This is a genomic window from Streptomyces sp. NPDC093064 (assembly GCF_044754605.1).
In the GTDB taxonomy this organism is placed as follows: Bacteria; Actinomycetota; Actinomycetes; order Streptomycetales; family Streptomycetaceae; genus Streptomyces.
Genome location: NZ_JBIVPK010000062.1, coordinates 24,406 through 37,212 on the forward strand (window position 1 = coordinate 24,406; position 12,807 = coordinate 37,212).

Sequence of the window (12,807 nt, forward strand, 5' to 3'; positions counted from 1 at the left end):
TCACCTGCGGTGACACGGGGCGGGACGGCGCCGTGGGGAGCCGGAGCGTGGCGCGGTGCCTGTGGCAAAGGTCTCGTACGGGCCAACGCTCGTACGGCCCGCAACGGCAGAAGGCCGCCCCCCTGAAAACAGGGGGGCGGCCTTCGGTGCGCCTCTTGCCGGCTTACCCGGCTGGTCCGGCTGACCTGGCGTAACGCCTTAGTCGCCGTTGCCGGGAGTCGGGGTGGTCTTCTGGATCTGCATCAGGAACTCGACGTTCGACTTGGTCTGCTTCATCTTGTCGAGGAGCAGTTCGATCGCCTGCTGCTGGTCGAGCGCGTGCAGCACCCGGCGCAGCTTCCAGACGACGCCGAGCTCCTCGGCGCCGAGCAGGATCTCCTCCTTGCGGGTGCCGGACGCGTCGACGTCCACCGCGGGGAAGATGCGCTTGTCGGCGAGCTTCCGGTCGAGCTTGAGCTCCATGTTGCCGGTGCCCTTGAACTCCTCGAAGATCACCTCGTCCATGCGGGACCCGGTGTCCACCAGGGCGGTGGCGAGGATGGTGAGCGAGCCGCCGTCCTCGATGTTGCGGGCCGCACCGAAGAACCGCTTCGGCGGGTACAGGGCGGTGGAGTCGACACCACCGGACAGGATTCGGCCGGAGGCCGGGGCCGCCAGGTTGTACGCACGGCCCAGACGGGTGATCGAGTCCAGCAGCACGACCACGTCGTGACCCAGCTCCACCAGGCGCTTGGCGCGCTCGATGGCGAGCTCGGCGACCGTGGTGTGGTCCTCGGCCGGGCGGTCGAAGGTCGAGGAGATGACCTCGCCCTTGACCGACCGCTGCATGTCGGTGACCTCTTCCGGACGCTCGTCGACGAGGACGACCATCAGGTGGCACTCGGGGTTGTTGTGCGTGATCGCGTTGGCGACCGCCTGCATGATCATGGTCTTGCCGGTCTTCGGCGGGGCCACGATCAGACCACGCTGGCCCTTGCCGATGGGCGAGACCAGGTCGATGATGCGGGTGGTCAGGACGCCCGGGTCGGTCTCCAGACGGAGCCGGTCCTGCGGGTACAGCGGCGTCAGCTTGTTGAACTCCGGCCGCCCACGGCCGTGTTCGGGCGCCATGCCGTTGACGGAGTCCAGCCGGACCAGCGCGTTGAACTTCTCGCGGCGCTCGCCGTCCTTCGGCTGGCGGACCGCACCGGTGACGTGGTCGCCCTTGCGCAGGCCGTTCTTGCGGACCTGGGCGAGGGAGACGTACACGTCGTTGGGACCCGGCAGGTAGCCCGACGTGCGGATGAAGGCGTAGTTGTCGAGGATGTCCAGGATGCCCGCGACGGGGATCAGGACGTCGTCCTCGGCGATCTGCGGCTCGGAGACGTCGTCGCGGCCACGGCGGCCACGGCGGTCGCGGTAGCGGCCGCGACGGCCCCGGCGGCCGCCCTCGAAGTCGTCCCCGTCCTCGTCGGGCCGCTGCTGACGGTCCTGCCGGCCGCCGCCCTGCTGCTGGCCCTGCTGGCGCTGCTGCTGGCCGCCCTGGCCCTGCTGGTCGTCGCCCTTGCCGCGGCGGTCGCGGTCGCGGTCGCGGTCCCGGCCGCGCTCACGGCGGTCGCGACGACGGCCCTCGCCGCCGTCACCGGCTTCGCCCTGCGACTGCTGCTGGGCCGGGGTCTCGGCCTTCGGCTCGCTCTTCGCCTCGGCGGCGACGGTCTCGGCGCTGCCCGACGGGGCGCCCGCCTCCGCGGTGGCCCGACGGCGGCGGCGCTCGGCCGGAGCGTCCTCGCTGGCCGGCTGGCCGGGGATCTCGATCTGCTGCTGCGCCACGGCCTTGGCGGGGGCGCCCGACTGCTCCACGTCGTTCGAGGGCTTGGCGGAGGGGGCCTCGGCCGCCTTCTTCGCGGGCGCGGCCTCGTCGCCCGTACGGGTGCGGGAGGTGCTGCGACGCTTCGGCTTGGTCTCGGTGGCGTCCCCCGCGGCAGGCGCGGCCTTCGCGGCGGGGGCGCCCCCGGCCGCCTGCGCCTCCTTGATGACCTCGATCAGCTGGCTCTTGCGCATGCGCGCGGTGCCCCTGATACCGAGGCCGGATGCGACCTGCTGCAGCTCGGCCAGCACCATGCCCTCGAGGCCGGTACCGCGGCGCCGCCGGGAGCCGGCACCGGTGGCAGGCGCGGAGGCGTCCGTGGCGGGCGCGGCAGCGGTCTCCTCGACACGTGCGCCCATCAGATCGGTGGTGTCGCTCACGAAGGGTCCTTCCCTGGAGCGGACGTCGGCCTGTCTGGCTCGGCGACCGGTTGTGCTGTCCGGCTTCGGTCCTTGCTGGTGAACCGTGCCGGGGCGGTGGTCCGCCCAAAGCGGCGGAAGAGATTTCTGGTGATTGGCGCTTCCTCGACCATCAGCGGCACCGAGTGTCACTGAGTCACGTGGCGTGGTCGCACCGATTCCGGAGCGTGCCCGGCGGACCGCTCAGTGTGCGCATACGAGGTACTGCCCAGGTACGACGTACACCACACAGTGCGGCTTGGGGGGCTCCCGGAGGAATGTCTGTCCCGGACGGGGACACAAAGCACCTCGCCATGGTGGGGTCGGGTGCAGACTTGAGGTTAACACTACCGGATCCAACAAACATTCCCCCTCTCGAAATCCGGCAACCGCCGGATTTCAGCTCTCCCCGCCTGCCGCGAGTGGCAGTACGCAGGCTCCTTGCAAATCGAGACTCAGCCTGTTGGCGGCCCAGTCGGCGCCCGCCAGTTGCTCCACCTTGTCCGCGGTGTCCGCGTCCGCGAGCGCCATGACGGTGGGTCCGGCGCCGGAGATGACCGCGGGGATGCCGTCCGCCCGCAGCCGCTCCACCAGCGCCGTGCTCTCCGGCATGGCGGGGGCGCGGTACTCCTGGTGGAGGCGGTCCTCGGTGGCCGGCAACAGCAGCTCGGGGCGCCGGGTGAGGGCCTCGACGAGCAGGGCGGCACGGCCCGCGTTGACGGCGGCGTCCACATGCGGCACGGTGCGCGGCAGCAGGCCGCGCGCGGTTTCGGTGAGTACCGGCTTTCCCGGCACGAAAACCACCGGAACGATGGAATCGGAGGGCTCCATCCTGATGGCCCGGGCCGCTCCGGCCTCCATCCAGGACAGGGTGAACCCGCCCAGCAGACAGGCCGCCACATTGTCCGGGTGGCCCTCGATCTCGGTGGCCAGCTCGAGCAGCGCGGTGTCGTCGAGCCTGGCCTCGGCGCCTATGGTCACGGCGCGGGCGGCGACTATTCCGGCGCAGATGGCGGCGGAGGAGGAGCCGAGGCCGCGGCCGTGCGGAATGCGGTTGGCGCAGACGATCTCCAGGCCGCGCGGCTGTCCGCCGAGGACGTCGAAAGCGGTGCGCAGCGAGCGGACGAGCAGGTGCTTCTCGTCCCGCGGCAGCGTCTCGCCGCCCTCGCCGGCGATGTCGATGTGCAGCCCGGAGTCGGCCACCCGGACCACGACGTCGTCGTAGAGCCCCAGCGACAGGCCGAAGGCGTCGAAGCCTGGGCCGAGGTTGGCGCTGGTGGCGGGGACGCGCACCCGGACGGCGGCGGCGCGGAACGCGGGACCGGCCATCGCTCGTTGACTCTCCTTGAGCTGCGTGATGGTCGAATGACACTCGATAGGAACGGGGAAGACCCTCAGGCCGCGGGGACGGCGCGGCACCGCCACCTGCGTGGGCGTGTGCGGCGGTCGGATTCCCTACAGCCTATCGAAGGAAAGTTCAGTGGCGACATAGGGCGCACGGGAGGCGCACGATGCGTGTCGCAAGCCCCCCGTGCCACCCTCCTCCGAAGTCTCCTGGGAGAGACGCCTACGCACGCCACGCGGTTGCGTACCTTGCGCGGTGTGCGCGCGTTGCGCTGACCGGGCGAAACGCGGCGGGCGAGCGGCCTGCGCGCCGGGACCGGCGGGCGCCGTCGGCGGACGGCGGCGTCGGGGGCGTCGACGGGCGGGTGCCGCCGACCGGGCCGCGCTCGGGGACAGGACGACGGCGGCCGCCCCGCCCCGAAACCCCCGTGCGCGACCAGCCGGAGCCGTACGTGTCCGGCACCCGGAGCCACCTCGGTCGGGCAGGGCACGACGTGCGGCGGACGGCTGAACCGGCGACGACCGACCGGTGACGGCTCGACCATCACCGGCTCGACCGTCACTGGCCCCACCGTCACCGGGTCGACCTGCGCCGGTCCGTGCGAGGCCGACCCGTGCGGGGCCGAGCTGTGCGGAGCCGGACGCGGTCGGTCGTCGTCGCGCTCGTCGTCGCACTCGTCGTCGCGCTCGTCGTCGCGCTCGTCGTCGCGCTCGTCGTCGCGCTCGTCGTCGACGGTGCGGGTGGTGCGGTCAGGCCAGGCCCAGGCGTTCGGCCGCCGTGGCCGCGTCGACCGGGACCGTGACCGGCTGGGGGGCGCCGGCGACGGCCCAGTCGGGGTCCTTGAGGCCGTTGCCGGTGACCGTGCACACGATGCGCTGGCCGGGGTCGACCTTGCCCTGCTCGGCCGCCTTCAGCAGTCCGGCCACGGACGCAGCGGACGCCGGCTCGACGAAGACGCCTTCCTGCGCGGCCAACAGCCGGTAGGCGCGCAGGATTTCACGGTCCGTCACCTCGTCGATGGCACCACCGGACTCGTCGCGCGCGGCCAGGGCGTACGTCCAGGAGGCGGGGTTGCCGATACGGATCGCGGTGGCGATGGTCGACGGGTCCTTGACGACCTCGCCGCGCACGATCGGCGCGCTGCCTGAGGCCTGGAAGCCCCACATGCGGGGCGTCCTGGTGGCGACGCCGTCCGCGGCGTATTCGCGGTAGCCCTTCCAGTAGGCGGTGATGTTGCCCGCGTTGCCGACCGGCAGGACGTGGATGTCGGGCGCGTCGCCGAGCATGTCGACGATCTCGAAGGAGGCCGTCTTCTGGCCCTCGATACGCACCGGGTTGACCGAATTGACCAGCGCCACGGGGTAGTTGTCGCTGAGCGCGCGGGCGAGCGTGAGGCAGTCGTCGAAGTTGCCGTCGACCTGGAGGATCTTCGCGCCGTGCACGAGCGCCTGGCCCATCTTGCCGAGCGCGATCTTGCCCTGCGGCACCAGCACCGCGGAGACCATCCCGGCCCGTACGGCGTAGGCGGCCGCGGAGGCGGACGTGTTGCCGGTGGAGGCGCAGATGACGGCCTTCGCGCCCTCCTCCTTGGCCTTGCTGATCGCCATCGTCATACCGCGGTCCTTGAAGGACCCGGTCGGGTTCGCGCCCTCCACCTTGAGGTGGACCTCGCAGCCGGTGCGCTCGGAGAGCACCTGCGCGGGCACGAGGGGCGTACCGCCCTCACGGAGCGTCACGACCGGCGTGCTGTCGGACACCGGCAGCCTGTCCCGGTACTCCTCGATGATTCCGCGCCACTGGTGGGTCATTGCTGGTTACTCTCCTTCAACCCGCATGATGCTGGCGACACCCCGCACGGTGTCGAGCTTGCGCAGCGCCTCCACGGTCCCGCCGAGGGCGGCGTCGGAAGCACGGTGGGTGACGACGACGAGGGAGGCCTCGCCGTCCTTGCCCTGCTGGCGAACAGTGTCGATGGAAACCCCGTGCTCGGCGAACACGGTGGCGACCTGGGCGAGCACACCCGGTTTGTCGGCGACGTCCAGGCTGATGTGGTAGCGCGTGGCGACCTCGCCCATGGACGACACGGGCAGCGCCGCGTACGCCGACTCGCCGGGCCCGGTGGCCCCGCTGAGCCGGTTGCGGCACACGGCGACGAGGTCGCCGAGCACGGCGGAGGCGGTGGGCGAGCCGCCGGCGCCGGGCCCGTAGAACATGAGCTGACCGGCCGCGTCGGACTCGACGAACACGGCGTTGTAGGCGCCGCGCACGGAGGCCAGCGGGTGGGTGAGCGGAATCATCGCGGGATGCACGCGGGCGGTGACGGACCCGCCGTCCTCGGCCCGTTCGCAGATGGCCAGCAGCTTGATGGTGCAGCCCATCTCCTTGGCGGAGACGAAGTCCGCGGCGGTGATCTCGGTCATGCCCTCGCGGTAGACGTCGTCGAGCCGTACGCGTGTGTGGAACGCGATCCCGGCGAGGATGGCGGCCTTGGCGGCGGCGTCGAACCCCTCGACGTCGGCGGTCGGGTCGGCCTCCGCGTACCCGAGCGCGGTGGCCTCGTCGAGGGCCTCCTGGTAGCCGGCCCCCGTGGAGTCCATCTTGTCGAGGATGAAGTTGGTGGTGCCGTTGACGATGCCGAGCACCCGGTTGACCTTGTCCCCGGCGAGGGACTCGCGCAGCGGCCGGATCAACGGGATGGCACCGGCGACGGCGGCCTCGTAGTAGAGGTCCCTGTCGTTCGCCTCCGCGGCGGCGTGCAGGGCTGCCCCGTCCTGGGCGAGCAGGGCCTTGTTCGCGGAGACGACGGAGGCGCCGTGCTCGAAGGCGGCGGTGATGAGCGTCCGGGCGGGCTCGATCCCCCCGATGACCTCGACCACGACGTCGATGTCGCCCCGTTTGACGAGCGCGGTGGCGTCGGTGGTGACGAGGTCGGCGGGGATGCCCTCGCGCACCTTGTCGGGACGCCGCACGGCGACCCCGGCGAGCTCCACCGGGGCCCCGATCCTGGCTGCGAGGTCGTCGGCGTGCGTCGTCATGATGCGCGCCACCTCTGAGCCGACAACCCCACAGCCCAGCAGCGCCACCTTCAGCGGACGCGTACGCATCATCCGACCTCGTTTCCTCATACCGTCTACGGTTGGACCAGTCTCACTCACCGGAAAGGAGTTTCTGCTATTTGTCCGGATCGTGAGACGTTTATTTCATTTTCGTCGGCCTGGAAAACAGGAGATCTTCCGGCCGCCCCGCGCCGCGGTCATCGTCGGCGTCATTGACGTGGTTGGCATTACTGCCGTTGGCATTAGCGGAGTCATTGGGATCATCCGACGTCGAGCCGCAGGAGGTCCTCCTCCGTCTCCCGGCGGACGATCACCCGGGCCTCCCCGCCCGCGACGGCGACGACCGGCGGACGCAGCGCGTGGTTGTAGTTGCTGGCCATGGACCGGCAGTACGCACCCGTGGCCGGCACGGCGATGAGGTCACCGGGTGCCAGGTCGGCCGGCAGAAAGGCGTCCTTGACCACGATGTCCCCGCTCTCGCAGTGCTTGCCCACGACCCGGACGAGCATCGGCTCGGCCTCGGAGACCCGGGAGACGAGCGCGACGCTGTACTCGGCGTCGTACAGCGCGGTGCGGATGTTGTCGGACATGCCGCCGTCCACGGACACGTATGTCCGCAGCCCCTCCAGCGGCTTGATGGTGCCGACCTCGTAGAGCGTGAAGGCGGTGGGCCCGACGATGGCGCGCCCCGGCTCGACGGAGATACGGGGCGTGCGGAGCCGGGCGGCCTCGCACTCACGGGTGACGATCTCGGTCAGCGCCTTGGCGATCTCGTGCGGTTCACGCGGGTCGTCGTTGCTGGTGTACGCGATCCCGAGCCCGCCGCCGAGGTCGATCTCCGGCAGCTCGACCCCGTGCTCGTCCCGGATGTCCTTGAGCAGCCGCACCACGCGGTGCGCGGCCACCTCGAACCCGGACATGTCGAAGATCTGCGACCCGATGTGGGAGTGGATGCCGATGAGTTCGAGCCGGTCGAGCTGGAGGGCCCGCCGTACGGCCTCAGCGGCCTGTCCCCCGGCCAGCGGGATGCCGAACTTCTGGTCCTCGTGCGCGGTGGCGATGAACTCGTGCGTGTGCGCCTCCACGCCGACCGTGATCCGGATCTGCACCCGCTGCCGCTTCCCGAGCGACTGCGCGATATGGGCGACCCGCACGATCTCCTGGAAGGAGTCGAGCACGATCCGCCCGACCCCGGCCTCGACGGCCCGCTGGATCTCGTACGGGGACTTGTTGTTGCCGTGAAAGGCGATCCGCTCGGCCGGCATTCCGGCGGAGAGCGCGGTGGCGAGTTCGGTGCCGGAGCAGACGTCGAGGTTCAGCCCCTCCTCGTCGAGCCACCTCACGACGGCGCGGGACAGGAAGGCCTTCCCGGCGTAGAAGACGTCGGCGTCGTGCCCGAAGGCGTTGCGCCAGGCCCGCGCCCGGGCCCGGAAGTCGGCCTCGTCGAGGACGTAGGCGGGGGTGCCGACCTGTTCGGCGAGGTCGGTGACGGCGATACCGCCGACGGTCACGACACCGTCCTCGCGCCGGTGGACGGTCTGCGCCCAGACCTTGGGGTCGAGGGCGTTGAGGTCGGCGGGCGGAGCGGAGTAGTGCCCCTCGGGCAGGACATCGGCGTGACGGGGCCCGGCGGGATGTGCGGAACGGCTCATGTCAGTGCGGCTCTCTGTGGACTCTCTCAGAGGTGTTCGGGTGCGTCGATGCCGAGCAGGGACAGGCCACCGGCCAGCACCGTCCCGGCGGCTTCGGCAAGGGCGAGCCGGGCGCGGTGGGCGGCCGAGGGTTTCTCCTCCCCGCGCGGCAGCACGGTCGCGAGGAAGGGCAGCACGGCATCGGCAACGCTGACGAGGTGCCGGGCGAGAACGTCGGGAGCGCGGTGGTCCGCGGCGCGGGCGAGCACGCGGGGATGGTCGGCGAGCAGAGCGACCAGCTCGGACGGGGCCGCGTCGACGGGCCCCGCCTCGGCGCCGAAACCCAGGTCGGCCGCGTTGCGGCCGAGGGCCCGGGTGCGGGCGTGGGCGTACCGGACGCGGAAGAGCGGGTTGCTCTCACGCTGGACGAGATGCTCGCCGCCGATACGGGGCCGGTCGTGACCGGCGGGGAGCAACAGGGCCCAGCGGGCAGCGTCGCGGGCGAGAGGGAGGGGGTCGGCGGGGGCGGGGACGGGCCGGATGTCGACACCGGGGAGCGCGTCGCCGGCAGCATCGACGTGGACGCCAAGGATCCGCTGCCAGTCGGCGGGGAGAGCACTCGCGCAGCTGACCCTTCCCTCACTCCCCTGGGACCGGAGAAGCCGCGCCACGGCATCCGCGACGACGACGGCGCGGACCTCGCGGGGACAGCGCAGCTCGACGACGGTCCCGGTCGGCTGCGGGGCGTACCCATACCGCTCGCCGGACCGCCGAATGTCCTCCACCAGCCGGACGAGGGCGGCCCCGGCGTCGGCATCGCGAAGGCTGATGTTGAGGAACCCGGGCCCGGTGACGGTGACGTCGTCGATGCCGTCGAGGCCGAGCAGATGGCCCCGGAGCACCTGGGCGACGAGCGGGGCGGGCTGCCCGGCGGGCCGGGCGAGCTGGAGGGCGATGTTGGTGGCGTAGTCACCACAACCGCCGGGCCGAGGCGGCGTGACCACGACCCGTTCGGGCACGCCGACGCTCAGCTCCCCCGCGCCGACAGCGCGACGTACCGCGCTCAGCACGGTACGGGAGAGCTCCACGGGGGTCACGGGACAAGCGTAGGGGAGGAGGGGGGTGGGTATGCGAACTCATTTGGGCGCGGTATCGCCATGTGGACGGAAACCGGAGAAATCCACGGGGCCGCGGAGCGCCTGAGTCCCGGCCCGCTGGCCTGCGCGAAGACGTCGACCAGTTGGGGCAATGGCGAATGCCCCCGCCCACTTGCTGATACCCACGAACCGATCAGCCGCTGCTGCGCCCGGCGGGCTCGGCCTCCCCGGCCCCACGGGCCCCACCGTCGATCAACCGCCGCACGAGCCGCACGAGCTCCGCCGGCTCGAAGGGCTTGGCGAGGAAGGCGTCGACACCGACGTCGAGCCCGGCCTCGACCTCGTACTGCGAACAGGCGCTGACGATGGCCAGCGGAAGATCACGGGTGAGCGGATCGGCCCGCAGCCGGGCCGCGGTCCGCAGCCCGTCCAGTCGCGGCATGACGACATCGAGCGTGACGACATCGGGCTGCACCCGATGCACGACATCCAGACACTCGGCACCATCGGCCGCGGTCACGACCTCGAGCCCCTCAAGCTCAAGATTGACCCTGATCAGCTGCCGGATGACCTTGTTGTCGTCCACAACAAGCACCCGCCCCGAAGCGGCTGGCACCACTCGAGAGTAGGTCCGGACCGGCCACCGCGTCCGGCTTTTCCCCACTTCCACCCCGTCCGGAGGACCCACCCCAGGGCCCCACCGGAAAACGTTCATGACCACCCTCCCGGAACTGGTAGTGTTCTACCCGTCGCCGCGCAGACAACGCGCCCGACCCGCCCCCGTAGCTCAGGGGATAGAGCAACGGCCTCCGGAGCCGTGTGCGCAGGTTCGAATCCTGCCGGGGGCACCCTGTATGAGGTGCCCAAAGACCCCGTCACCAGCGGAAACGCTGAGGCCGGGGTCTTCGCGTTTGTGCAGGCGTATGCCGCCCGAAGCGACCGTATGCCGGGGGCTGTGGACGAGGCGTGGACGGGATCTTGAAGCATCGGCGCAGGTGAGCCACGCTCCCCACGGTTCCCGTCTCTGACGACGAAGCCACCCGACAGGCAGGCCTGACGTGTCAGAGGTGTGCGCTTGGATGAGCGGGTGACCGTTCATGATGTTGCTCGGCAGCTGCCCGAGATAGCCGTCCTCCGTGAGCACTGCCGTTCCCTTGCCATCCTGGAGGCGGTCCTGAGCCCCGAGTGGTCGGGCAGAGATCACTCCTTCAACGACCGCTGGTCCGAGAAGGAGTCGATGGCCTCGATGCGGAGCGGATCAGGCGACGACTACGCGATCGTTTTCTCAGCCGCCGGCGCCTGCGTCCGTGGATTCGATCACGAATCACCTATGAGCCCCTACGCAGAGGACAGGCTGTGGCCCGGAGTACTCGACGAGGTTCCTGACGTCTTCCGACCGTGCGTTGAGGACCCGGCGTTCTCGTATGACGGAATGCCTCGCGTCACTGCGTGTATCTGGCGAGAGGCGGGAGACGACAGCTGGAGAACAGGGACGATCGACTTCCCCGGGGAAGCAACGGAAGACCCGGACGGATCCGGGTACCTCTTCCAACTGCTGGTGGACCGCTCGCCGGAAGCGTTTCAGCGGTGGGCCGAGGACAACTACGAGGTCCCGGTCGACTTGGAGGCCGTTCGCCACGCGTTTTCTCGCCGTCCCCTGACCGAAGAAGTGGTCAGCGCACTGAACTCGGAGATCACTCTGGCCGACCTCGCGGAGGACATCGCGGAGATCGGCTATCCGATGAGCTGATTCATAGAGCAACGACGAGGCCCCGGACGCAATGCCAGGGGCCTCGGAGGCGGGCAGGGGTGTCTACTCGTACTCGCGCAGCAGGTCCTCGATACGTCGGTTGGCGACGTCCTGCCGTCCGTCGAGGCACTTCGCGTAGCGGGTCAGCAGGACCTCAACGCTGTTACCGGCTCGTTCGGCAACCTCGGTGGGATCGACTCCGGCGTTGAGCCACGTCGACAGCGCCGAGTGCCGAAGGTCGTACGGCCTACTCGCGAGCGGCGATGCCGCGACGGCCGGCGGGAGCGCCAGGAGCCGGGCCTCCTGCCACACTCGGTAGTAGGTCGAGGACGGAACAACCGAGCCCTTCTCACTGAAGAAGAGCCGCCCGTCTTCCGCCGTGCCGAACGTAGCCAGGTGCTCGCGCAGCACGGCGACGAGCTGGGGCGGAATGGGCACGCACCGAACGTCCTCGGTCGGCCGATTCTTGAGTCCGCGGTCGTCGTGGGTCTCCCCCGAGTCGGTCCACTGCTTGCCGACCGAGGGACGAGTCCGGTGGAGCAGCGCCGAGCCCCAGCCCTGCTCGGGGAGCACGAGATCAGTCTCCACCAGGCCGACGGCCTCTGCAGGACGGAGGCCACCGAAGTACATCGCCGCGAACAGTCCGACGAGACGCCGGCCGCGAGCACGCCGGTAGCCGCCCACGTAGGACACTGCTGCCAAGAGATTGCGGGCCTGCTCCGGGTTGGCGACAACGCGCGGATCGACTTGGTTCGAGACCTTGGGCTTCTGCCAGCGAACCGCCGTGATCGGGTTCTCACGCAGCTCCCCCAGGTCGACCGCATAGTTCGCAGCGTTGACGAGGGTCCGCCGCTTCCGCCGCACGGTCTCAGCGGCTGCCGCGGTGCCGTCGAGCTTCAGCTTCAACCCGTCGAGCACCGAACGGGCCGTTGCCGGTTCAGCGAGATCCGCGAGCGGTCGGGAAGCCTTTGCCACCCAGTGCAGAACGTTCTGGACGTTATCCGGGACCTCCCGATCGTTCGGCCCTGGCAGCACGAAGGCCCAGTTACGGAGTGCCTTGCGGATCTCCTCATCCGACGGCCGTCCTGCGCGCTCCACGAGCAGTTCCATGGTCACGCTGGTAAGAGATTCGTTGATGCCGTCTCGCGTGTTGGGCGCAGCATGGGGCCACTTCATCGCGAGGTACTTGAGGGCGAAGTCGTACCAAGACAAGGGCGACTTCTTCTGTTCCATCGAGGCCGGAAGACCAGTTTCCGTGTCGAACTCTTCGCCGTCCCGCATGGCATACATGAGCTTCGCTCGGTAGTGATCAGCGAGCGCCTTGGTGCGGAACGAGTCCGAGAAGACGTTGCTCGCGACGGACCAGCGGACGCCGTACGAGGGCGTTTTGGTGTCCCTCTTGCGTACGCCCCAGACCTTGACGTCGAGAGACTTCATGCAGCCGCCTCCAACTGCCGGAGCCACGAGGTGAAATCGCTGCGCCAGACCCGAAGCTCACCGTTGGGAAGCTTGAATGCATCTGGCCCCTGTCCCAACTCACGCCAGCGGTAGAACGTCCGTCGTGAGACACCGCCCAGCTCGTCCAAGACCAGGGCTTGGTCAAGTTCCGGAGTCGTGCGGCTGGGTCGGGCCGTGACCGGTTGGGGTGCATAGCAGAGCAGGCACGGGCTTCGTGATCATTGGG

10 protein-coding genes and 1 tRNA gene are annotated in these 12,807 nt (G+C 70.1%); 2 read left to right on the plus strand and 9 right to left on the minus strand.

Annotation, left to right across the window (positions count from 1 at the left end; translation table 11 throughout):
• Nucleotides 1–198: 198 nt before the first annotated feature.
• The 7 genes from rho to ACIQFZ_RS38320 form a co-directional block, all read right to left on the minus strand.
• Nucleotides 199–2,226 (minus strand): transcription termination factor Rho, encoded by a 2,028-nt coding sequence (rho, locus tag ACIQFZ_RS38290; RefSeq protein WP_383059388.1) that lies wholly within the window; start codon nt 2,224–2,226, stop codon nt 199–201.
• A gap of 417 nt (nt 2,227–2,643) precedes the next feature.
• Nucleotides 2,644–3,573, minus strand: coding sequence for a homoserine kinase (gene thrB / locus ACIQFZ_RS38295; RefSeq protein WP_365419203.1), 930 nt, complete (start codon nt 3,571–3,573; stop codon nt 2,644–2,646).
• A 765-nt stretch (nt 3,574–4,338) separates the two neighbouring features.
• On the minus strand, nt 4,339–5,397 hold the full coding sequence (gene thrC / locus ACIQFZ_RS38300) for a threonine synthase (protein WP_361417338.1): 1,059 nt from the start codon (nt 5,395–5,397) through the stop codon (nt 4,339–4,341).
• A 6-nt stretch (nt 5,398–5,403) separates the two neighbouring features.
• Nucleotides 5,404–6,696 (minus strand): homoserine dehydrogenase, encoded by a 1,293-nt coding sequence (locus ACIQFZ_RS38305; RefSeq protein WP_402693403.1) that lies wholly within the window; start codon nt 6,694–6,696, stop codon nt 5,404–5,406.
• A 209-nt stretch (nt 6,697–6,905) separates the two neighbouring features.
• The gene (lysA, locus tag ACIQFZ_RS38310; protein ID WP_402693404.1) at nt 6,906–8,297 is read right to left on the minus strand and encodes a diaminopimelate decarboxylase; all 1,392 of its coding nucleotides are present in this window, start codon (nt 8,295–8,297) and stop codon (nt 6,906–6,908) included.
• A 26-nt stretch (nt 8,298–8,323) separates the two neighbouring features.
• Nucleotides 8,324–9,373, minus strand: a complete 1,050-nt coding sequence (nrtL, locus tag ACIQFZ_RS38315) for an ArgS-related anticodon-binding protein NrtL (protein WP_376652122.1) — start codon at nt 9,371–9,373, stop codon at nt 8,324–8,326.
• 193 nt (nt 9,374–9,566) lie between these two features.
• A complete protein-coding gene (locus ACIQFZ_RS38320) occupies nt 9,567–10,088 on the minus strand; it encodes a response regulator (protein WP_365419193.1) in 522 nt (173 codons plus the stop codon).
• 61 nt (nt 10,089–10,149) lie between these two features.
• On the opposite strand from ACIQFZ_RS38320, the gene ACIQFZ_RS38325 reads away from it, so the two are divergent.
• Both ACIQFZ_RS38325 and ACIQFZ_RS38330 read left to right on the plus strand, forming a co-directional pair.
• A tRNA-Arg gene (locus tag ACIQFZ_RS38325) sits at nt 10,150–10,221 on the plus strand.
• Between the two features lie 221 nt (nt 10,222–10,442).
• Nucleotides 10,443–11,123 carry a hypothetical protein gene (locus ACIQFZ_RS38330; protein WP_402693405.1) on the plus strand — a complete coding sequence of 227 codons (681 nt, stop codon included), beginning with the start codon at nt 10,443–10,445 and terminating at the stop codon, nt 11,121–11,123.
• Nucleotides 11,124–11,186: 63 nt separating this feature from the next.
• On the opposite strand, the gene ACIQFZ_RS38335 is transcribed toward ACIQFZ_RS38330, so the two are convergent.
• On the minus strand, nt 11,187–12,560 hold the full coding sequence (locus ACIQFZ_RS38335; RefSeq protein ID WP_402693406.1) for a tyrosine-type recombinase/integrase: 1,374 nt from the start codon (nt 12,558–12,560) through the stop codon (nt 11,187–11,189).
• Complete coding sequence (locus ACIQFZ_RS38340) at nt 12,557–12,715, minus strand: helix-turn-helix transcriptional regulator (RefSeq protein ID WP_402693407.1); 159 nt, start codon at nt 12,713–12,715, stop codon at nt 12,557–12,559. The genes ACIQFZ_RS38335 and ACIQFZ_RS38340 overlap by 4 nt, the downstream gene beginning before the upstream one ends.
• Nucleotides 12,716–12,807: the final 92 nt, after the last annotated feature.